The sequence below is a fragment of the Nocardia vinacea NBRC 16497 genome, assembly GCF_000308835.1.
In the GTDB taxonomy this organism is placed as follows: Bacteria; Actinomycetota; Actinomycetes; order Mycobacteriales; family Mycobacteriaceae; genus Nocardia; species Nocardia vinacea.
The window spans coordinates 1-19,685 of the sequence record NZ_BAGN01000024.1 but is presented as its reverse complement, the minus strand read 5'-3'; the positions used below and the strand labels follow the sequence as shown (position 1 = coordinate 19,685).

Annotated in this window: 20 protein-coding genes; 11 read left to right on the top strand and 9 right to left on the bottom strand. The window is 65.3% G+C overall.

Translation table 11 applies throughout. The annotated features are described in order from the left end of the window. The 3 genes from ON44_RS03430 to ON44_RS03420 all read right to left on the bottom strand — a co-directional run. Window positions 1–575: MlaE family ABC transporter permease (locus tag ON44_RS03430; RefSeq protein ID WP_040686319.1), on the bottom strand; the 575-nt coding region annotated here is incomplete at its 3' end. A gap of 296 nt (window positions 576–871) precedes the next feature. Further along, window positions 872–1,789, bottom strand: a complete 918-nt coding sequence (locus tag ON44_RS03425; protein ID WP_040686318.1) for a 3-oxoacyl-ACP reductase — start codon at window positions 1,787–1,789, stop codon at window positions 872–874. A gap of 122 nt (window positions 1,790–1,911) precedes the next feature. Then, window positions 1,912–2,100 carry a ferredoxin gene (locus tag ON44_RS03420; protein ID WP_040686317.1) on the bottom strand — a complete coding sequence of 63 codons (189 nt, stop codon included), beginning with the start codon at window positions 2,098–2,100 and terminating at the stop codon, window positions 1,912–1,914. 204 nt (window positions 2,101–2,304) lie between these two features. Here ON44_RS03420 and ON44_RS03415 point away from each other — a divergent pair, with 204 nt between their 5' ends. Next, window positions 2,305–3,498, top strand: a complete 1,194-nt coding sequence (locus tag ON44_RS03415; protein ID WP_040686316.1) for an acyl-CoA dehydrogenase family protein — start codon at window positions 2,305–2,307, stop codon at window positions 3,496–3,498. 20 nt (window positions 3,499–3,518) lie between these two features. Further along, window positions 3,519–4,625 carry an acyl-CoA dehydrogenase family protein gene (locus ON44_RS03410; RefSeq protein WP_040686315.1) on the top strand — a complete coding sequence of 369 codons (1,107 nt, stop codon included), beginning with the start codon at window positions 3,519–3,521 and terminating at the stop codon, window positions 4,623–4,625. 95 nt (window positions 4,626–4,720) lie between these two features. On the opposite strand, the gene ON44_RS46470 is transcribed toward ON44_RS03410, so the two are convergent. Next, entirely contained in the window at window positions 4,721–5,479 is a 759-nt protein-coding gene (locus ON44_RS46470; RefSeq protein ID WP_051181447.1) for a helix-turn-helix transcriptional regulator, read from the bottom strand. 47 nt (window positions 5,480–5,526) lie between these two features. Beyond that, the gene (locus tag ON44_RS03400) at window positions 5,527–6,138 is read right to left on the bottom strand and encodes a TetR/AcrR family transcriptional regulator (RefSeq protein ID WP_040686314.1); all 612 of its coding nucleotides are present in this window, start codon (window positions 6,136–6,138) and stop codon (window positions 5,527–5,529) included. Window positions 6,139–6,224: 86 nt separating this feature from the next. Between ON44_RS03400 and ON44_RS03395 the strand changes: the two genes are divergently transcribed. The 6 genes from ON44_RS03395 (at window position 6,225) to ON44_RS03370 (ending at window position 12,197) form a co-directional block, all read left to right on the top strand. Beyond that, the gene (locus ON44_RS03395; protein ID WP_051181443.1) at window positions 6,225–7,370 is read left to right on the top strand and encodes a cytochrome P450; all 1,146 of its coding nucleotides are present in this window, start codon (window positions 6,225–6,227) and stop codon (window positions 7,368–7,370) included. Next, window positions 7,364–8,266, top strand: coding sequence for an SMP-30/gluconolactonase/LRE family protein (locus tag ON44_RS03390; RefSeq protein WP_040686313.1), 903 nt, complete (start codon window positions 7,364–7,366; stop codon window positions 8,264–8,266). The genes ON44_RS03395 and ON44_RS03390 overlap by 7 nt, the downstream gene beginning before the upstream one ends. Window positions 8,267–8,303: 37 nt before the next feature. Next, complete coding sequence (locus ON44_RS03385) at window positions 8,304–9,413, top strand: cytochrome P450 (protein WP_040686312.1); 1,110 nt, start codon at window positions 8,304–8,306, stop codon at window positions 9,411–9,413. A 71-nt stretch (window positions 9,414–9,484) separates the two neighbouring features. Continuing rightward, window positions 9,485–10,276, top strand: a complete 792-nt coding sequence (locus ON44_RS03380) for an alpha/beta fold hydrolase (protein ID WP_040686311.1) — start codon at window positions 9,485–9,487, stop codon at window positions 10,274–10,276. A 188-nt stretch (window positions 10,277–10,464) separates the two neighbouring features. Beyond that, on the top strand, window positions 10,465–11,439 hold the full coding sequence (locus ON44_RS03375) for an ACP S-malonyltransferase (protein ID WP_040686310.1): 975 nt from the start codon (window positions 10,465–10,467) through the stop codon (window positions 11,437–11,439). Then, window positions 11,436–12,197, top strand: a complete 762-nt coding sequence (locus ON44_RS03370) for an SDR family NAD(P)-dependent oxidoreductase (RefSeq protein WP_040686309.1) — start codon at window positions 11,436–11,438, stop codon at window positions 12,195–12,197. Before ON44_RS03375 ends, ON44_RS03370 begins: the two co-directional genes overlap by 4 nt. Here the strand turns inward: ON44_RS03370 and ON44_RS03365 are convergent. Then, on the bottom strand, window positions 12,170–12,784 hold the full coding sequence (locus ON44_RS03365) for a TetR/AcrR family transcriptional regulator (protein ID WP_040686308.1): 615 nt from the start codon (window positions 12,782–12,784) through the stop codon (window positions 12,170–12,172). The genes ON44_RS03370 and ON44_RS03365 overlap by 28 nt on opposite strands. A gap of 100 nt (window positions 12,785–12,884) precedes the next feature. Between ON44_RS03365 and ON44_RS03360 the strand changes: the two genes are divergently transcribed. Then, the gene (locus tag ON44_RS03360; protein ID WP_040686307.1) at window positions 12,885–14,066 is read left to right on the top strand and encodes an FAD-dependent oxidoreductase; all 1,182 of its coding nucleotides are present in this window, start codon (window positions 12,885–12,887) and stop codon (window positions 14,064–14,066) included. A 115-nt stretch (window positions 14,067–14,181) separates the two neighbouring features. Here ON44_RS03360 and ON44_RS03355 read toward each other — a convergent pair whose 3' ends face one another. Then, window positions 14,182–15,027 (bottom strand): thioesterase family protein, encoded by an 846-nt coding sequence (locus tag ON44_RS03355; protein ID WP_040686306.1) that lies wholly within the window; start codon window positions 15,025–15,027, stop codon window positions 14,182–14,184. A gap of 80 nt (window positions 15,028–15,107) precedes the next feature. After that, window positions 15,108–16,757: an acyl-CoA synthetase gene (locus ON44_RS03350; protein ID WP_040686305.1), complete on the bottom strand. Its 1,650-nt coding sequence runs from the start codon at window positions 16,755–16,757 to the stop codon at window positions 15,108–15,110. 93 nt (window positions 16,758–16,850) lie between these two features. Here ON44_RS03350 and ON44_RS03345 point away from each other — a divergent pair, with 93 nt between their 5' ends. Beyond that, entirely contained in the window at window positions 16,851–17,627 is a 777-nt protein-coding gene (locus ON44_RS03345) for a crotonase/enoyl-CoA hydratase family protein (protein WP_051181441.1), read from the top strand. Between the two features lie 76 nt (window positions 17,628–17,703). Here ON44_RS03345 and ON44_RS03340 read toward each other — a convergent pair whose 3' ends face one another. Then, window positions 17,704–18,120 (bottom strand): VOC family protein, encoded by a 417-nt coding sequence (locus ON44_RS03340; protein ID WP_040686303.1) that lies wholly within the window; start codon window positions 18,118–18,120, stop codon window positions 17,704–17,706. A gap of 240 nt (window positions 18,121–18,360) precedes the next feature. Here ON44_RS03340 and ON44_RS03335 point away from each other — a divergent pair, with 240 nt between their 5' ends. Beyond that, the gene (locus ON44_RS03335; RefSeq protein ID WP_040686302.1) at window positions 18,361–19,353 is read left to right on the top strand and encodes a sigma-70 family RNA polymerase sigma factor; all 993 of its coding nucleotides are present in this window, start codon (window positions 18,361–18,363) and stop codon (window positions 19,351–19,353) included. Window positions 19,354–19,685 lie beyond the last annotated feature (332 nt).

Genomic DNA, 19,685 nt, shown 5'->3' with positions numbered 1-19,685 from the left:
ATGACCAGCTCGGGCAGATGGGTGAGCAGCGTGATGCCATTCACGAATGCACCCGGATTCACATCCTGCAGCAGCACCGAGAACAGGAAGCCGCCGACGATGCCGATGGTGCACACCAGGCCGTTCAACATCAATGCCACGAACATCGAGGCCAGCACCCGCGGCACCACCAGCCGCTGCACCGGGTCGATACCGAGTACGCGCATCGCATCGATCTCTTCGCGAATGGTTCGCGCCCCGAGATCCGCGCAGATCGCGGTAGCGCCCGCGCCCGCCACGATCAATACGGTGACAATCGGCCCGACCTGGGTGACCGCACCGAATGCCGCACCGGCGCCGCTGAGATCAGCGGCGCCGATTTCACGCAGCAGAATGTTGAGCGTGAAGCTCACCAGCACGGTGAACGGAATCGCCACCAGCAGTGTCGGAATGATCGAAACGCGTGCGATGAACCAGGCCTGATCAATGAACTCGCGCCCTTGGAACGGACGTCGAATGCTGGCCCGTGCGACGTCGGCAACGAGTTCGAAGAATCCGCCGACTGCCCGCAATGGCACAGCAAGGACCTCGTTCATGCACGATCCTCCTTGCTCATCCTGCTGATTCTGCTCATCGCACGATGCCCCGCCCTGGCCACATCGCCGCAACGATTAGAACATGTTCACATTGCTCTAGGAAGCTTTTTGGCATATTTGAACTGCCATTTTTCTCAAATTCGGCCCATGAATTTGTAACAGGTGTCATTTGAGGGTGGCCTAACCCTTGTGAGGCGTCACACACCGTTGACTCCCATGTCTACCAAGCGCCGCATCGGTGATCAACAACTGGACCAGTGATCAGATGGCTTCCGATGGCGCCTGCCATCACAGTGTCAGTTGTCCAGATCGATCAAAGAAGACGCTGAAAACGTACGCCCAGTGGGCCGCTGCGCGAAGTAACCACCGAGCGTGGCGGCGAGATCATTTACCGACCACTGATCATCGGCGGCGTCGAAGCGCTCCTCGACGACCGGCGCGGCCATCAAGGCGACCATCGGCCCGTACACCACGAACAGTTGCCCGTTGACCGCATCCGCGGCGGGCGAAGCGAGATACGCGACCAACCGCGCCACATGATCCGGCGAGAGCGGATCGATGCCGCCCTCCGGCGCCGCACTGAAGACCGCTTCGGTCATCGCGGTGCGCGCCCGCGGCGCAATGGCATTGGCGCGCACGCCGAATCGGGACAGCCCGCGCGCGGCGGAGAGCGTCAGCGCGGTGATACCGGCCTTGGCCGCACCATAATTGGCCTGCCCCTCCGGGCCGAGCAGGCCCGCTTCGGACGAGGTGTTGACGAGCCTGCCGTAGATCGGCGCGCCCGCCGCCTTGGACTTGGCCCGCCAGTAGGCGCCCGCATTGCGGGTCAATAGAAAATGGCCGCGCAGATGCACCGCGACCACCGCATCGAAGTCCTCGTCGGACATGTTGAACAGCATGCGGTCGCGGGTGATGCCCGCGTTGTTCACCACGATGTCGACGCTGCCGAACGCTTCCTCGGCGGTGCTGATGAGCGCATCGGCGGTCGCCCGCTCGGCAATGCTGCCCGCGACGAACTCGGCCTTGGCGCCGAGCGCACGGATATCGGCGAGGGTTTCGGCCACCGCATCCGACTCCGTCAGGTCGTTGACCACCACCGACGCGCCCGCCCCCGCCAAGGCCAGCGCCTCGGCGCGGCCCAGCCCGGCGCCGCCACCGGTAACGATGGCCACCCGCCCCGCAAGGCTCACATCCGTGTTGTCTGTATCACTCACGGCTGCACCTCGCTGCGCTCGGTTCCGCCGTGTGTGATACACGCTCCGTTTTCGGTTCGTTCGCTGCGCTCACTCACGAGCCCGACTCTAGAACGTGTTCCTATCGGACGGCAAGCACCGGGTTACTGCAACTTCAGCGCCGCCTTGGGGCACTGGGCGACCGCATCCTCCACATCGGCGAGCCGATCGTCGGGCACGTCGGCCGCGACGATGTGCAGCACGTCATCGTCATCGAGTTCAAAGACGTCGGGGGCGATTCCGACACAGATTCCGTTGGCTTCGCACTGATCCAGATCGACCGTGACCTTCATAGAAACTCCTTAAACGCGACTCTGATCGAAGCCTAACAACACCAGGTCATCTCGGGTACCGCCATTATGCGGATTCGGTAGCAATACTGGAACATGTTTCAGTTCGTATGCAATGATCGGTTGACCGACATCGAACGCTCCGCTCTACCCACCCCGCCGACTCCGCAAGCTCCGTCGGCTGACCATCCCCCAAGAGGTACTGCCATGCGCATTGCGTACACGCCGCAGCAGGAAGAGCTCCGCGCGGAGCTGCGCGACTACTTCGCGCGGCTGATCACCCCGGAGCGCCGAGCCGCGCTGAGCGCGACCACCGGCGAGTACGGCCACGGCAACGTCTACCGCGAGGTGGTCCAGGAAATGGGCCGCGACGGCTGGCTCACCCTGGCCTGGCCCAAGGCATTCGGCGGCCAGGACCGCCCGACCATGGACCAGCTGATCTTCACCGATGAGGCGGCCATCGCGGGTGCGCCGGTGCCCTTCCTCACCATCAATTCGGTGGCGCCGACGATCATGCATTACGGCAGCGAGGAGCAGAAGAAGTTCTTCCTGCCCAAGATCGCCGCGGGCGAACTGCACTTCTCCATCGGCTATTCGGAACCGGGCGCGGGCACCGACCTGGCCAGTCTGCGCACCACCGCCGTGCGCGACGGCGACGACTATGTGATCAACGGTCAGAAGATGTGGACCAGCCTGATCGCGTACGCCGACTATGTCTGGCTCGCGGTTCGCACCGATCCGACTGCCAAGAAGCACAAGGGCATCAGCATGCTCATCGTGCCGACCACCGCCGAAGGCTTCTCCTGGACCCCGGTGCACACCATGGCCGGACCGGATACCAGCGCCACCTACTACCAGGACGTCCGGGTGCCGACCAGTTCGCTGGTCGGCCAGGAGAACGGTGGCTGGGCGCTGATCACCAATCAGCTCAACCACGAGCGCGTCGCGCTCACCTCGGCCGGACCGCTCATGGTCGCGCTGAACCAGACCACCGAATGGGCACGCAACACCAAGGCGGGCGACGGTTCCCGGGTCATCGACCAGGAATGGGTGCGGCTGAATCTGGCCAGGGTGCAGGCCAAGGTCGAATACCTGAAGCTGCTGAACTGGGAGATCGCCAGCCGGGCCGATGCGGGCGGCGATGCCGCACCGCGGCCGTGGGACGCCTCGGCCTGCAAGGTCTACGGCACCGAACTGTCTACCGAGGCCTACCGGCTGCTGATGGAAATCCTCGGCCCGCAGGCCTATCTGCGTCAGGATTCGCCCGGCGCCGAGCTGCGCGGCCGGTTGGAGCGGTTCCACCGCGCCGCACTGATCCTCACCTTCGGAGGCGGCACCAACGAGGTCCAGCGCGACATCATCGCCATGACCGCACTGAAGCAACCCGCCGCGGCGCGCTGAGCAGAAAGCAGGTAGACACCATGGATTTCACACCCACCGAAGCTCAGCTCGATCTGACCCGGCTGACCGCCGAGGTCTGCGCCAAGTTGGTCACTGCCGACCGCATCCGCGAACTCGATGCCGAGGGCCGCTTCGACGAGCCGCTGTGGCAGTCGCTCGCCGAGACCGGCGTGTTGGCCGCCGCACTGCCGGAGTCGGTCGGCGGCGGCGATTTCGGCGCGCTCGAGCAGAGCGCCGTGCTGCGCGAACTGGGCAAGCATGTCGCCGCGGTCCCGTATCTGTGGTCGATCGTGGTTGGCGCGGGTGCGCTTGCGCATTTCGGCTCGGATGCCCAACAGGATTGGGCGCGCCAGGCGGGCGAGGGCAGCATCATCCTCACCGCCGGGCTCGCCGAGGAACACAACTGGGAGCCGACCAAGCCGACCACGGTGGCGCACGAGGCCGATGGCGGCTGGCGGCTCACCGGCGCGAAGACCACGGTGCCTTATGCCGACCGCGCAGCCCGAATCCTGGTCCCCGCCACGGTTTCCGGAACACCGGCACTGTTCCTGGTGGACCCCTGCGATGCGACCGTGAACGTGACCGCCCAGCGTGTGGTCGACTTCAGCGCCGAGTTCGGCGTCGAATTCCATGACACCCCGGCCGAATTGGTCGCGACGGTGGACTCCGGTGCGGAGATTCTCGACTGGATCCTGACCCGTGCCTGGCTCGGCCTGAGTGCCCAGCAATTGGGCACCCTGGAACGCGCACTCGAGCTGGTCGCGGAATATGCCCGCGAGCGTGAGCAATTCGGCAAGGCGGTCGGCAGCTTCCAGGCAGTCGCGCAGCGCCTCGCCGACGCCTACATCGACGTCCAGGGACTGCGGCTGGCGGTCACCCAGGCCGCCTGGCGGGTTTCCGAGGATCTGGCCAGCGCGGAAGCCGTACACACGGCCAAGTTCTGGGCCGCCGATGCCGGACACCGGGTGGCGCACACCGTGGTGCACGTGCACGGCGGCGTCGGCATCGACCGCGACCACATCGTGCACAACTACTTCACCGCCGCGAAGCACAATGAATTCGCACTGGGCGGGGCGAGTGACCACCTGCGGGCCCTAGGCTCTCTGCTCGCGGAAACTCCTGCCTGACCGAGCGCTAGCGCCTGCTCGCAGATCGCTCGAAAGGTCGGTATCCGCAACCCGAATCGGCCCGCCGGACCTGCCACCGGCGGGCCGATTGCTGTTCACGCGGCGGCGCGATCATCGACCAGCCCGACGAACAACTGCCGCATCGGTTCGGGCAGCGTGGTGCGGAACCGTTGCACGTGAATCTCGAAAGGCTTACCCGTCTTCCGGTTCCGCAGCCGGATGGTCGGATCGCGTCGCCCGATATACACCCGGCCCGCCATCCACAGGCGGTGGAAGTCGGGGTGGCCGCCGAGATCACGCAGCAGCCGCTGCACATCGTCCCGGTCGGTGGCGCGGGCCGCGTAGGCGCGCAGGCGCCCGACCATAAGATCCGCCTCCCGCTCCCATTCCTCGATCACCAGGCGTGCCCGCGGATCGGTGAACATCCAGCGCAGCGCATGTCCGTTCGGTCGCAGACCGGGAAAAGCTTCGTCGAAGGCGTCGTTGCAGTCGATGACACGCCAGCCGTCGTCGAGCGCCGCTGCGAGATGTGGGGTCAAGGCATCGAGGGTCTTGCGCACGGGCGGCCGCACCGGGCCGGGCCGACGCGGACCGCCGCTGAATCGCTGCTGCGCAAGGTGATACAGGTGGATGCGCTCGTCCGGATCCAATGCGAAGACGTCGGCGAGCGCATCGAGAATCGATGGGCTCGGATTGAACGCACCGCCCTGCTCGATCTTGGCGAGATAGCCGACGCTGGAGTGGATCGCCTCGGCGAGCTGCTGTCGGCTCAGGCCGCCCGGATGCGCCGCGGTCGGTCGCTGCCGCCGCATCCGCACGAATTCGGCGAGAGTCGGCACCTGTAGTTCATCCATGTTCCTCCTTCGGGTCGCCGCCCATGGATGACGTTATGCCTTGCCGCTCAATCCTTCTGGACCAATTCGCCGTCGGCGACCTCGATGAGCGCACGGGCCGCGCGATTGATCCGTTCGGCGGCATCGTCGAGATCCGGCTGTCCGGCATCGAGCCAGGCGATAACCGCATCCAGGATGAAGGTGGGGATGACCTGCGCGGCCCAGTCCTGCCACGGCCCGGCCGGCACTGCGTCGGTGAGATACCGCTGCGCGATCATCGTCGAATAGCTGCGGACCATATCGATGACGTCGCGGAATTCGGGCTCGCGGACCGCGTGCCGGAATAGCAGCCGGAAGGCGTCCGGATCCGCGGCGGCCGCCCGCAGCAACGCGGAAATGCTGGTGCCGTCCAGCTTTTCGGTGCCGACGGCGTCGCCGAGCCTGGTGTAGGCCCGTTCCAGTACGGCCCGGTACAGATCGGCCTTCGAGGCGAAGTGCCGGTAGAGGATCACGTGCGTAATGCCGGCCTCGGCGGCGATATCGGGCAGGCCCGTCCCGGTGAATCCGTTGCGGGCCACCGCGCGGGTGGCCGCGGCGAGGATCTGCTCGCGCCGCTGGGCACGCGGCATGCGCCGGACGGGTTGCGCCGAAGTCTCGGCGGGCGTTGGGCTTTCGGGCACGACATCACCTCCTTGTTCAAGTGGAATAGTACAAGCAATTATGTTTAAGCTTGCTTGTACAAGAGCTTGTTAGCAAGGAGTGAGCCATGACCACCGACTCATCGGAACTCGCATGCCCCTTCACCGGCACCGACGCCGCACCCAGCTCGATCAGCCGCGTCCACACGGCGACGGGCGGCGAAGCCTGGAAGGTCTGCGGCTATCACAAGGTGAAAGAGCTGTTCACCGATGTGCGTCTCGGCCGTTCCCATCCGACACCGGAGACCGCCGCGCGATCGTCGGAGTCGGTGTTCTTCGGCCGCCCCTTCGGGAACTTCGAGACCGAACCCGCCGATAACGCGCGGATGCGCGGACTGTTGAATCCGCTGTTCTCGGCCAAGCGGATGCGCGAACTCACCCCGCGGGTAGCCGCGTTCACCACGCAGCTGCTCGACGATATGGCCGAAAAGGGCTCGCCCGCCGACCTACACAAGGCCTTCGCCGAACCGCTGCCGCTGCTGGTCATCAGCGAACTACTCGGCGTCCCCTACGAGGATCGCGCGCAGTTCCGGATCTGGAGCGAGGCGCTGTTCGACACCAGCGACGGCGCGAAGTCCGGACAGGCCGGGGCCGAATGGTTCCTCTACTGCAAGTCGCTGGTCGAACGGCTGCGCCGGGAACCGGGCGAGGGCGTGATCGCCAAGCTGTGCGAGGTGCCGGACCTGGCCGACGATGCCATCGCGACGCTGGCCATGGGGTTGCTCTTGGCCGGGCATGAGACCACTGTCGTCGAAATCGGCCTGTGCACCGTGCAATTGCTGCGGAATCCGGCGCAGTGGCAGAAGCTGGTCGACCAGCCGGAGCTGGTGCCCGCCGCGATCGAGGAACTGCTGCGCGTCCACGATTCCACCGCCTTCGCCCGCTATGCGCGCACCGATATGGAGATCGACGGCGTTACCGTCCGGACCGGCGATCTGGTGCTGCTGGACGTCGATTCGGCCAACCACGATCCGGAGATCTTCACCAATGCGCGCCAACTCGACGTGACCCGCGCGGAGGGGCAGCATCTGGCGTTCGGCTACGGCCTGCATTACTGCACCGGTGCGCCGCTGGCTCGCATCGAATTGCAGGTCGCCTTCGGTCAGCTGATCTCCCGCTTCCCGACACTGCATCTGACGGTCGACCCCGATGAGTTGAAGGTGCGCGAGAACGTTGTCACCAAGGGCCTGACCTCGTTGCCCGTCGCATGGTGAACGCGGTAGGGATCGGCACCGCGATCGCCTGCGCGGTCGTCGGCGTGATTCCGGTTTCGGCTGCGGCCGAATCGGTTTCGTGCGGGACCGCCACCGCGACGATTGCGGCGGCCGCTGTCGTTCGAGATGAGGACTGGGCCGAAGGTCTGGCCTATGACGCGCGCGGTGACCTGTGGGTCTCGCGGGTGCGACGCAACGAAGTGGTTCGCTATGACCCGTCCGGTCGCGTTACCGCCAGGGTCGCTGTCGCGTATCCCGGTTCGGTGAAACTCGGCCCTGACCAACTGATCTACGTGACGTACGGCAACTTCCCGACCAATCTGGTACCCGGCTCAACCGGTGGCGGGGTTGTCCGCATTGATCCCACCGCCGAGACGCCACGGGCCGAGATCTTCGCCTCCGGTCTGGGGATGGCCAATGGCGCCGCATTCGATACCGCGGGAAACCTTTTCGTCGCCGACACCTCGACCGGCGTTGTCCGGATCCGACCGGATGGCGGCGTGGACACCGAATGGTCCAACCGGGCAAAGCATTTCGGTGCCGACGGAATCGTGGTCGACGGCGACGCGCTCTACGTCACGCTCTATCTCAGCCCGAGCGGCCGCATCCTGCGCATCCCGCTCGACGATCCGTCGCACGCCACCGTAGCCGCGGATCTGGCCGCCGGCCCCGGCGCGCCACCGCTGCCCGACGATCTCGCCATCGGCCCGGACGGCATGCTCTACGACGCCACCACCTCGGGCCGACTCGTGCGCATCAATCCGGCGGATCACTCGACGTGCACTGTCCTGGTGGGTGAGCCGATGACCTCGATCGTCGTATCGCGCAGCACCGAAAGGGAATTCGTGGTCGGCACCGCCAGCGGCAACCTGTTGCGAGTGCGCTTGCCCGAATGAGTCCGACTCGAGAACTACGTAAGGAGTGACCGTGGACATGGGCTGCCCCGTCACGGGTGAAACCATCCAGCGGACGCGAACCGCGCTCGGCCATGAAGGCTGGTTGGCCACCAGCTACGCGCAGGTGCGGACGTTATTCGCCGATCCGCGCCTCGGCCGTGCCCATCCAACGCCGGAAACTGCCGCGCGGGCTTCGGATTCGATGTTCTTCGGCGGCCCGCTCGGCAATTTCGAGACCGAACCCGCCGATCAGGCCCGACTGCGCGAGTTGGTGGTGCCGTTCTTCTCACCGCGGCGAATGCGCGATTTGCGGCCCAGGGTGGAAGAACTCACGACACGGTTGTTCGACGAAATGTCCGCGAAGGGCTCCCCCGCCGACCTGCACACGGCGGTGGCGCTGCCGCTGCCGCTATTGGTCATCTGCGAACTGCTCGGTGTGCCCTACGCCGACCGCGATCAGTTCCGCGCCTGGACCGAGGCCCTCGGCGAGCAGCAGGACGCCGCGAAGGTGCAGCAGGGTGTCGCCGGATTGTTCGAGTACTTCATGGCATTGGTCCAACGCAAACGGCACGACCAGGCCGATGATGTGCTGTCGCAGCTGTGCGCCCGGGACGATCTGTCCGATCAGGGCATCGCGACGCTCGGCCTCGGTTTGTTGTTCGGCGGCCACGAGACCACAGTGGTCCAGATCGGGGTCGGCGCCAAACGGCTGCTGGAAAACCTCGACCAGTGGCAGGCTCTGGTCGACGAACCCGAACTGGTGCCGACCGCGATCGAAGAACTACTTCGGACCGCGGATGCCACCCAGATGCCCCGCTACGCGCGCACCGATATGGAGATCGACGGCAACGACGTTCGCACCGGCGATCTCGTCCTGCTGGATCTGACCGCGGCAAACCATGATCCGACGGTCTTCACCGATCCCGACCGCGTCGACGTGACCCGAAAGGACGGCTCGCATGTGACCTTCGGCTACGGTGCCCGGCACTGCATCGGCGCACCGCTGGCCCGCATCGAATTGCACACGGTATTCACCCAATTGGTCACCCGGTTCCCGACCATGCGCCTGGCCGTCGACGCTGCCGCGGTGCCGATGCGCACCAGCAGCTTTACCGGCGGTGTCGAGGAGTTGCCCGTGATGTGGTGAAAACCGTTGGTATAACCGGTTCTTGTTAGGCTGCTCTCTTTCGGGGGACGCAGTCTGACAGGAGCACGGTTATGCCCTTCGTAACCTCCGCCGGCGCGAAAGTGCACTTCGTCGACAGCGGAGGATCCGGGCCCGCGGTGGTGCTCGGGCACGCCTTCTTCATGGATCACGAAATGTTCGCGAACCAGATTGCCGCACTCGCCCCGAAATATCGCGTGATCTCGATCGATGCGCGCGGCCACGGACTGACCGAACACGACGACGGCGCATACAGTTTCTGGGATCTGGCCCGCGACGCCTGGTCGGTGGTCGACCACCTCGGCATCGACCGGGTGGTCGTCGGCGGTGTCGGGCAGGGTGGGTTCACCGCACTACGCATGGCCTTGCTGTGCCCACCGCGAGTGGATGGCCTGATCCTGCTCGGCTGTTCCGCGCAGGCCTACAGCGACGTGCAGCGGGTCGGCTATCGCCAGGTCACCGATGCCTGGATCGGCACCGGGCCGCTGACCGTGATCGCGAAGATGGTGGCGGGCTTGATCATCGGCGGTGATCGGTCCGATCATCAACCGTGGCTGGCCAAATGGTTGAGCGGTGACCGGGAACGGGTCGCCGCGGCCGCCGACTGTCTGATCAACGTGGACGACATCTCCGATCTCATCGGCGATATCACCTGCCCCGCGCTATTGGTCCGCGGCGCCTCCGATCCGGCCTTCGATCACGACGCCGTGGATTTACTGACAAAGGGACTCGGCGGTCCCGCGGAATTCCACACCATCGAGGGCGCCGCGCACACACCGAATCTCACACACGCGTGTGAAGTCGACCAGCTGATGCTGCAATTCCTCGGGCGACTCGGCCGGTAGTACTACCGACCAGGGGTACTACCGGCCATGGGGTGGCCGATGCCTGGTCCGGGGAAACTCTTGCCCACAGGGGCGCCTGCTTGATGTATTCGATACGGCGGCGCCGCCAATTCCGTTCCGGTCGAACGTGATTCACAGATACGCAGTGGGTGTCGCCATCGTGCGCCCCGGCGTGGGTAGGACATGCAATGAGGGTTTCTTTTCTGTTCGGTGGACAGGTCAGTCTGACCGCCGAAGTCATCGATGAGTTCTGCGAGCGGTGCCCGTCCATCGCACTCGCCTACGAAGAAGCCGCCGCGGTGACCGGATTATCGGTGGACCGACTGCGTGCGAGGGAATTGGCCGCGGAAATGGCGAGCGAACCGGAGGATCGGCACAGCCTCGGCGCATTGCGTCAGGCCGCATTCGCGCTCGGTCTCGCCGAGGACCTGGCGGCACGCGGTTTCGAGCCGGAGGCCGCCGGTGGGCTGAGCCTGGGCGCGCTGATCAGCACGTGTGTGGCCGGAGCCGTGGAGCGGCACGAATTGTTCGGCATGCTGCATCACCGTCGGCTCGTACCGGAATCACCGGAAGGTGGTGCCGCACAAGGGATGGGGCTGATGTACACGCCGATCGAGGACGATCCGGCGAACTATTACGGTGTGCGCCGCCCCGGTGTGCATCTGGCCGTCGACACCGGTCCGATCGACGACGTACACCGATCATTCGTGATCTCGGGTTATCTCACTGCACTGCAAGAGATCCTGGCCGAAATCGAGGCGTCCTCGGATACCCGTCAAATGTTCGTACTGGACGCCTACAAGGGCGCTTTCCATTCGCCGCTGCAGCAGCATGCCGCGGATTTCATGCGCGGTTTCGTCGACGATATGACCTTCCGGGATCCGAAATTCCCGGTCTGCTCACCGGTACACCAGCGCAGTTTGACATCCGCCGACGATGTCCGGGAATTCGTGCTGCACAACAACTTACGTCCCGCCCGCTACGAGCCGTTGATCCAGGAAATGGCTCGCATCGGCATCCGCGGTGGCCTGATCCTCGGTCCCGGCCTGCCACAGCCCGCAGATCGACCCTTCCCGGTCGAATTGGTCGCCGAGCCGATCGATCTCGACCGGCTGCCCGAGATAGCGCAGTCGTTGGCCGAGCGGGATGTACAGAGCGTATGAAGCGTTTCACGCAACGCCGAGTGCTGGTGACGGGCGCGGGTTCCGGCATCGGCCGGGCCATCGTCTTGCGACTGCTCGAGGAGGGAGCGGAGGTGGTCGGCGTGAGCAGAAGCGGCGATGGCCTCGCAAAGACCGCCCAGCTCGCCATGGATCGGGGCTCGGGCGACCTGCTCACCGTCGCGTCACTCGATATCGCGGATGAGGCCGCTGTCGAGCAGACGGTGCCCGGACTGATAGCCGGTGGCCTGGATGTGCTGGTGAATGCCGCTGGGATCGTGCGCATGTCGCATACCCACGAGACCAGCACCGAGCTGTGGAATACCGTCCTCGGCACCAATCTGACCGGAACGTTCCTGGTGACTCGGACCGCCCTGCCCGCACTACTGGCCTCCGGGCGCGGGGTGGTGGTCAATATCAGCTCTAACGCCGCGTCCTATGCCGCGCCGTATCGCGCGGCGTACGCGGCGAGCAAGGGCGGACTGGAGGCCTTCACGCGGGTGCTGGCGCTGGAGTACAGCAAGCGGAATCTGCGCGCGGTTTGCGTCTCGCCCGGCGGCATCGAGACGGCCATGACCTACAGCCTGCTCGATGTGCCACCGGATATCGATCCGAGTCTGATGAGCAAGATGGCTCCGGCCATCGGGCCGCTGCTCGGCTCACCCGAGATGGTCGCCGGCGTGGTCGCGATGGTCGCTTCCGAAGACGGTGAATTCATCACGGGCACAACGATTCACGTCGACGGTGGCGCGCACGTCTGAGCGCTGATCGGCGCCGATATCAGATAGCGCTGCAAGGTCGGTGCGATATCGGCGATGATCTGCTCGCGCGTCAGACCCACCACCGGCGGCAGCTCGAGCACATAGCGGCACAACGCGAGCCCCAGCAACTGGGTGACGATCAGACCCCCGCGGCGCTGCGCGTCGGCCGGATCGCCGAAGCGCAGCACCGCGGGTAGCACCTGTTCGGCGAAGATCTGCCGAAAGCGTTGGCTCACACCCTCATCGGTGATCGACGAGCGCAGCAAGATCACCAGCACCTTGTTATCGGGCTGGTCCTCCCAGATCGCCAGGAACCGGCGGACCAGCAACTCCCCGAGGGCATCCGGATCGGCCGCGGCGAGATCCGGCAGGTCGAGGCGCACATCGACCGCAGCGGCGAAAAGTCCGTCCTTACTGCCGAAGTAACGCATCACCATCGACGGATCGATCGCGGCATCGGCGGCAATGGCGCGAATGGTCGCCTTGCGAAACCCCTCGGCGGCGAAGCGGGCGCGGGCGGCCGCGAGGATGGCCGCGCGGGTGGCGTCGGAGCGACGTGCGGGTGGTTGATCAGGCTCGACGTTCATGCCAACAAGTGTAGGCCAACAACTGTTGACTTCTGCAGGCGATCGGCGCTACGGTTATGCCAACAAGCGTTGGCCTACAAATGTTGACCTAGGAGTTCCGATGAACACCACCCCGCTGCCGGAGACCACTTCCGTCGTCATCGTCGGGGCCGGTCCGGCCGGACTGACCACCGCGATCACCCTGGCCGACGCCGGTATCGACTTCGTACTGCTGGACCGGCTCGCCGAGGGTGCGAACACCTCGCGCGCCGCGGTCGTACACGCCAGGACCCTGGAGGTGCTGCAGGAATTGGGCATCGCCGAGGAACTCGTGGACCGCGGCATCGTGGTGCCGACCTTCCGGGTGCTGGACGGCAACCGCACACTGGCCACAGTACCGTTCGGCGGCCTGCCCACCGAGTACCCGTACACGCTGATGGTTCCGCAGGACACCACCGAGGCCGTACTGCTCGCCCGACTGCGCAAGGCGGGCGGGGATGTGCACCGGCCGTATCGGATCACCAAGGTGGCTGATGAAAATGACGGCGTCACAGTCGAATACGTCGACGGCGAGGGCGCGACCGGCACGATCCGCGCGGACTACGTGGTCGGCGCGGACGGTATGCACAGCGTCGTCCGTGAGCAGGCGGGTATCGGCTTCACCGGCGACACCTACCCGGAATCCTTCGTACTCGCCGATGTCCGGATGGACTGGCCGATTGCGCGTGACGAAGTGGCACTGCACCTTTCGCCGGAAGGCGTAACCGTGGTCGCGCCGCTGCCGGACGACACCGATCCGAATCGATACCGGGTCGTGGCGACCGTCGACGAGGCCCCCGAACACCCAACTATCGAGGATATTCAGACCATCCTGGATACGCGCGGCCCCGGCGGCACTGTGAAAGTCCGCGAGGTGCTGTGGAGCTCGCGATTCCGGGTGCACCACCGCGTCGCGGATCACTACCGCGCGGGTCGTTTGCTGCTGGCCGGCGATGCCGCACATGTGCACAGCCCGGCAGGTGGACAAGGTATGAACACCGGCATCCAGGATGCGGCCTTCCTCGGTCCGCTGCTGGCCCGGGTCGTCGGCGGCGAGCCGGACAGCGTCCTCGATACCTACGAAACCACCCGTCGCCCGGTGGCTCTCGGCGTCGTCGCCTTCACCGATCGGATGACGAAGATGGCCACCTTGCACCCGCTCCCGGCACGCATCGTCCGCAATACCGTCATGACGGTGGCGACCCGCATCCCGGCGGTCCGGACCAAGCTCGCATTCCGCCTCGCGGAACTCGCCAACCGCTGAAACCAGGCCGCCTCAGCGTGGAGGCCGCAGCCGCCGGGCACCGATTTACCTGCCGCACAACGATTTGCCAGGTCATTCGGTGCGCGCCGAACGGTGCGCGGCGTCGGGCATCGTCCTACCGGATGCCGGCTCTCCGGAGCGGATCGCCATTGGCGAAGTCGACTTGGCGGTCCGCGTTGGACAGCGCCGTTACGACGCAGGTACCGAAGGAACCGGACCGGTCGAACAGTGTCGCGCTGCCGACGGCGATTCCATCCGCGCTGATGTGGCTGTCGGCCTCCACGCCGATTTCCAATCCGATGACAGGTCGGGCGAGCGCGAGCGTCAGATCGGCATTGATGAAACCGATTCCGGCCGTACCCCAGTTGGTCATGAGGCTCGTCGATTCACCGATCATCGCGGCAGCGGCGAAGGCCGAGGGGTGCTCACCCTCGACCACCGAAAGCGGAGCCTGCCACATGCGTTTGCGCCCGTTGTTCTGATGCTCACTGATCCGGGATGACCAGCCATCGGCGCTGCCGTCGCTGTTCCACATCGGCGTGGTAGGGCCGTCTGCGATCGGAACCAGCGGCGGCTGGGGCGATTCCGCACGCGTCCACAGCTCGCCCGGAGGCTGCGCCGACCGCTTGAGGAAGACCGCGCTGGCGCGAGCTACGTCCTCGCCGTCCTGCATCAGTGCGGCATCGGCGACGCGGATGCGCCGACCGTCGCGTACCAGCTCGGTCACCACCGTCACGGGTTTTCTCAGGGTGGGACGGAACAGGTCGACGGTCAGCCGGGCCGGGGTGAATCCCGTGGCACAGTGCTGCTGTTCCAGCGCCCTGGCCAGCAGGCCGCAGATCGCGGGCCCGTTGACCATCTTTGGTGACCAGCTGCTTGCCGCGAACGGCAACGGCTCGAAACCGTCGTCCTTTGCCGCGAAAAACGCATAGGGCGTTGCCAATTCGATCTCCTGTCGCACCGGCCCACTCGGATACCGCAAACGGCGAGGGCCACCGCGATGTCGCGGCAGCCCTCACCGTTGACGGTCGAACCTACTGTCTACTTGCTGCTCGCCTCGATGTGCTCGTCGGCCGGACGCTCCTCGGTTTGTGCCTTGGCCCAACGGTAATCGGGCTTGCCCGCCGGATTGCGCTTGATCTGATCGACGAACCACACGCTGCGCGGCAGCTTGTAGGGCGCGATCTCCTGGGTGAGCACCGGACGCAGTTCGTCGAGGGTGGGACGCTTGTCGCCGCGACACTGCACGACCGCGGCCACCCGCTGTCCCCACCGCTCGTCCGGAACACCGACCACGAGCGCGTCGAAGATCTCGGGGTGGATCTTGAGCGCGCCCTCGACCTCCTCCGGATAGATCTTCTCGCCGCCGCTATTGATGCTCACCGAACCGCGCCCGAGCATGGTGACGGTGCCGTCCTCCTCGACCCGGGCGTAGTCGCCGGGGATGGAGTAACGAATTCCGTTGAACTCCTTGAACGTTGCCTTGGTCTTGGCCTCGTCCTTGTAGTAGCCGACCGGAATGTGGCCGCTGCGCGCGAGGAAACCGACCTGTCCGGAGCCGGGTTCCACCGGATTGCCCTGGTCGTCGAGCACCTGGGTGGCTGCATCGATCTTCACCCGCGGGCCGCCGGTGTGGTTGGCGCCCTTGGCGACAACGGCGAGACCGCCGAAGCCGGTCTCGGAGGATCCGATGGAATCGGTGATCATCCGATTCGGCAGGCGTTCCAGGAACTGGTCCTTGAGCGTCGGCGAGAAGAGTGCCGCACTGCTGGCGATCAGGTACAGGCTCGAAAGATCGTACGGCTCACCGGTTTCCGGATTGCCCTCGGCCAGCGCATCCATCATCGGCCGGGCCATGGCGTCACCGGTGATGAAGATGAGGTTGATCTTGTGCCGATCGATGTGCTGCCACACGCCGTGTCCGGTGAACTCCGGAATCATCACGGCCTTACCGCCGTCGAACAGGCTGTGGAAGGTCGCGGTCTGTGAGCCGCCGTGGATCATCGGCGGAATCGGGAACCGGACCATCTGCGGATTGCCCGCACCGGTCTTGGCCTGATGCCATTCGTCCTCGACGTATTCGCCGGTGAGGAAGTTGATGCCGCCGCCGAGCACGCGCCACCAGTCCTCGTGCCGCCACATGACGCCCTTGGGCAGACCGGTGGTGCCGCCGGTGTAGAGCATGAAGATGTCATCGGCCGAGCGCTCGCCGAAGTCGCGCTCACCGGAGGACTCGGCCAGCACCGTCTCGTATTCCACCGAATCGGCTGCGGTCGCAATGGTGCCGGTCGTATCGTCGTCCACGACGATGACCGTCTTCAGCAGGGGCGTATTCGGGCGAACCCCGGCCACCCGGTCGCTGTAGCGGCGTTCGTGGATCAGCGCGACCATATCCGAATTGTCGAAAATGTACTGCAACTCGTTCTCGACGTACCGGAAGTTCACGTTGATCATCACGGCGCGCGCCTTGAAGACCGCGACCATGGCCTCGACGGCCTCGACCGTGTTCCGTGAATAGATGCCCACCTTGTCGCCCGGTTGGACACCCTGTTGCAGCAGGTAGTTCGCGAGTTTGTTGGCTCGCTCCTCCAGCTGCGCGTAAGTCACCTCGCGGCCGTCGTCGGCCAGCGCTACGCGGTCGGGCATCAGATCGATGGCGTGTTCGACTAGGTCCGCTATGTTGTAGCTCACAGAGCTAAAAATAGAACGTGTTACTGTTTCTGACAAGGCCGAATTTGCCCACCCCGGCCCGCTCCGCCCCCTGGAAAGTCAGGAGAATCAGCAATGCCAGATTGCCTCGTCGAGAAGCGCGATCATGTCCTCATCGTCACCATGAATCGGCCCGAGGCCCGCAATGCCCTTTCGGCCGAGATGATGGCGATCATGCGCGACGCCTGGGACCAGGTGGACAACGATCCCGATATCCGCGTCGCGATCCTGACCGGTGCGGGCGGTGCGTTCTGTGCGGGCATGGACCTCAAGGCGATGACCGCGCGGCACCCCGGCGACAACGAGAGCAGCTTCGATCCGACCAAATTGGAGGCGCTGCTCAAGGGCCGCCGACTCACCAAACCGCTGATCGCGGCGGTGGAGGGTCCGGCCATCGCCGGTGGCACCGAAATACTGCAGGGCACCGATATACGGGTGGCCGCCGAAGGCGCGAAATTCGGTGTATCCGAGGCGCGTTGGGGTCTGTTCCCGCTCGGCGGCTCGGCCGTGCGGCTGGTCCGCCAGATTCCCTACACCGTGGCCGCCGACATTCTGCTGACCGGTAGGCACATCACCGCCGGCGAGGCCAAGGAGATCGGGCTGATCGGGCATGTGGTCCCGGACGGCACCGCACTGGACAAGGCCCTCGAACTCGCCGCGCAGATCGCGGCCAACGGTCCCCTAGCGGTGCAGGCGATTCTGCGCACCATTCGGGAAACCGAGGCCATGCCGGAAGAGGACGCCTTCCAGATCGAGGCCAAACTCGGCATGTCGGTCTTCCGGTCGGCCGATGCCAAAGAGGGCCCGAAGGCCTTCGCGGAGAAGCGCAAGCCCACCTTCACCGGCAGCTGAACTACGTTCGGGCCCAGGCGGGTCGATTGGTGGTACCCGCGTCGCTGGGCCACCATTCGACCGGCGTCGGCGTGGATCAGTTTCCGGGATAGTCCATCCAGAAGGGCTCCCACTGGTGGCCGTCCGGATCGATGAAAGTGCGGCCGAACATGCCGACCTGGGCCTCCTGGGCGCGGCGGTCCTCGTGGATTTCCTCGGTGGCACCTGCGGCCAGGGCGGCATCGGTGAGTGCGTCGACCTCTTGTGCGCTGGCCAGGGATAACGCGTACGCACCACCGCTGGTCGCGATCGTGTCGGCGATCGGGCGCTTGCTGAAGTTCGAATAGAAGTCCTTGGTCAGCAGCATGGCGCAGATGTTGTCGTCGATGACGATGCACGCGGCGTTCTCATCGGTGAAGTCCTGATTGACCTTCCACCCGATCGCCTCGTAGAAGTTTCTGGACCGGCCCAGGTCCGCGACGGGAAGGTTGATGAAGATCATCTTGCTGGGCATGCGGGATCCCTTACGTCGGCTTCGGCGGTCTCTATGTAGAGACGGATCGAGCGCGCGAAACTCATCGGTTCCGGGCACTGTGTAGCCGGACACGTCTGCTGCGCCATCATGATCTTGAATCCGCAGGTAGGCGGCGGTCTCGCCTTCGCTCACCGAAGCGCAGGGGACTGCGTCCGGCGGCGCTCGATTGTGCGAATTCGGGTCTCGAATGTGTCGGTGGGCTGTGGCAGGGTGACACCCATGAACGACTCCGTCGGCCTCACCCCGGACGTCCTCGAATCCTTCGAAGGACATCGGCGGGAACTGTGCGCCTACGCCTATCGCATGCTCGGCTCCTCCTTCGAAGCGGAGGACGCGGTGCAGGAGACCTTCACTCGCGCGTGGAAGTCCTACGACTCGTTCGAGGGTCGCGCCAGCCTGAGGTCCTGGCTGTACAAGATCACCACCAATGTCTGCCTCGATATGCTCGACGGCCCGCAGCGCCGGGCCCGGCCGATGGATCTGTCCGGTCCGTCGCGGCCGGATTCGCCGATGCCGATGCCGCAGCCGGATTACGTCTGGATCGAACCGATCCCGAACGCACTGGCCTTCGGATCGGATCCGGCCGAGCACGCCTCGGCCAAGGACACGTTGCGGCTGGCGTTCGTCGCGGCCTGTCAGCATCTGCCCGCGACCCAGCGCGCCATCCTGATCATGCGCGAGGTGCTGCGGTTTTCGGCCAGCGAGACGGCCGAGGCACTCACCATGTCCCCCGCCTCGGTGAACAGCGCACTACAGCGCGCCAGGGCCACCATGTCGAAGGTGCAGCCGACGGCCACCGACACCTATGACGAAACCGATGACGATCAGCGCAAACTCGTCGACGATTTCGTCAAGGCCTTCGAGGCCTACGATATGGACACCCTGACGACCCTGCTGAAAACCGATGTGGCACTGTCCATGCCGCCGATCGAACTCTGGGTCTCGGGCCCCGAGAATGTGGCCGCGTTCATGCTCGGCCACGGCAAGGGTTGCCGCGATTCCCGCATGATCCGGCTGGAAGGCGCCAACGGGCTGCCCGCGTTCGGCCACTACAAGCCGAGCGAGACCGAGCTGGGCGTCTGGGTCCCCTGGTCCATCACCGTGCTGGAGCTGGACGGCGACTCGATCGCCGGACTCAACTTCTTCCTCGACACCGAAAAGCTGTTCCCACTCTTCGGTTTGGCGCCGGAACTGCGCGAACCGGCTGGGTAAGGTGGGCCGCCGGGGTCCGGGGAGGGACTGACAGGCCAGGGAACAGACAGGTCGGGCGAGCGGTTGAGCAGGCCTAGCCGGTCAAGCGAGCGGGCAGGTCGGGCTGCATGACAGGTGGCGCCCCGGATGCTGTCACACGGAAGTGGAGGTCGCACAGAGGCAATGACTATCGCGCAGAGGATATAGCTCCTGCGCAACGTTCACTCGGTGTGCGACAACAGTTTCGCTAGGCCCACCGGCGAGTAAGCCAAGCAGCGGCAGGCCGAGCAAGTCGGCCGGCCCCTGACGCTATCGCGCAAAAGTGAAAGTCGCGCAGAGGCAATGACTATCGC

Coding starts and splice junctions, on each gene's coding strand:
- ON44_RS03420 (WP_040686317.1), bottom strand. CDS start 2,100: ATGAAGGTCACGGTCGATCTGGATCAGTGCGAAGCCAACGGAATCTGT.
- ON44_RS03415 (WP_040686316.1), top strand. CDS start 2,305: ATGCGCATTGCGTACACGCCGCAGCAGGAAGAGCTCCGCGCGGAGCTG.
- ON44_RS03410 (WP_040686315.1), top strand. CDS start 3,519: ATGGATTTCACACCCACCGAAGCTCAGCTCGATCTGACCCGGCTGACC.
- ON44_RS46470 (WP_051181447.1), bottom strand. CDS start 5,479: ATGGATGAACTACAGGTGCCGACTCTCGCCGAATTCGTGCGGATGCGG.
- ON44_RS03395 (WP_051181443.1), top strand. CDS start 6,225: ATGACCACCGACTCATCGGAACTCGCATGCCCCTTCACCGGCACCGAC.
- ON44_RS03390 (WP_040686313.1), top strand. CDS start 7,364: ATGGTGAACGCGGTAGGGATCGGCACCGCGATCGCCTGCGCGGTCGTC.
- ON44_RS03385 (WP_040686312.1), top strand. CDS start 8,304: ATGGGCTGCCCCGTCACGGGTGAAACCATCCAGCGGACGCGAACCGCG.
- ON44_RS03380 (WP_040686311.1), top strand. CDS start 9,485: ATGCCCTTCGTAACCTCCGCCGGCGCGAAAGTGCACTTCGTCGACAGC.
- ON44_RS03375 (WP_040686310.1), top strand. CDS start 10,465: ATGAGGGTTTCTTTTCTGTTCGGTGGACAGGTCAGTCTGACCGCCGAA.
- ON44_RS03370 (WP_040686309.1), top strand. CDS start 11,436: ATGAAGCGTTTCACGCAACGCCGAGTGCTGGTGACGGGCGCGGGTTCC.
- ON44_RS03365 (WP_040686308.1), bottom strand. CDS start 12,784: ATGAACGTCGAGCCTGATCAACCACCCGCACGTCGCTCCGACGCCACC.
- ON44_RS03360 (WP_040686307.1), top strand. CDS start 12,885: ATGAACACCACCCCGCTGCCGGAGACCACTTCCGTCGTCATCGTCGGG.
- ON44_RS03345 (WP_051181441.1), top strand. CDS start 16,851: ATGCCAGATTGCCTCGTCGAGAAGCGCGATCATGTCCTCATCGTCACC.
- ON44_RS03340 (WP_040686303.1), bottom strand. CDS start 18,120: ATGCCCAGCAAGATGATCTTCATCAACCTTCCCGTCGCGGACCTGGGC.
- ON44_RS03335 (WP_040686302.1), top strand. CDS start 18,361: ATGAACGACTCCGTCGGCCTCACCCCGGACGTCCTCGAATCCTTCGAA.